This is a genomic window from Polaromonas sp. P1_G2 (assembly GCF_056405515.1).
The window spans coordinates 1-451 of the sequence record NZ_JBFUBY010001149.1 but is presented as its reverse complement, the minus strand read 5'-3'; the positions used below and the strand labels follow the sequence as shown (position 1 = coordinate 451).

General features: G+C 62.7%; 1 protein-coding gene. It reads right to left on the bottom strand.

Annotation, left to right across the window (positions count from 1 at the left end):
* Positions 1-451: response regulator (locus AC1D0P_RS29500; protein ID WP_477679977.1), on the bottom strand; the 451-nt coding region annotated here is incomplete at both ends.

Below are 451 nucleotides of genomic sequence, written 5' to 3'. Positions count from 1 at the left end.
GTTTCCAAGAGACCGATCAGCCAGTGCTCCATCGACACGCCGGCAGGGCAGGTGGCAATCTCGCGGATGGCGCGTTCGAGCGTTCGCTCCACCAGGCGCTCGGCGGTTTCCGAATTGGCAGTGATCTCGCGTGCCCGGCGCTGCAACGCGGGTAGCATGGTGGCAATGCCGGGCGCATCCACGGACAGTTCCTTGACACGCCGCCTGGCAAGCCGGGGCGCATCGGGAAAAAGCGCGCGCTTGATCACCTGCCAATCCGCCGGCTTGCGAACCCGGCCGATCTGACGGAATTTTTCGGGAATGATGACGCTGTCGTAGCCGGTGTAAAAGATGAACGGGATGTTGCGCTCGTTCAGCTTCTCCGCCAGGTCGAAAGCGACGCGGCCACGGATATTGAGGTCGAGAATGGCGGCGCCGATGGGCTCGTTGCCACTCAACGCTTCTATGGCTC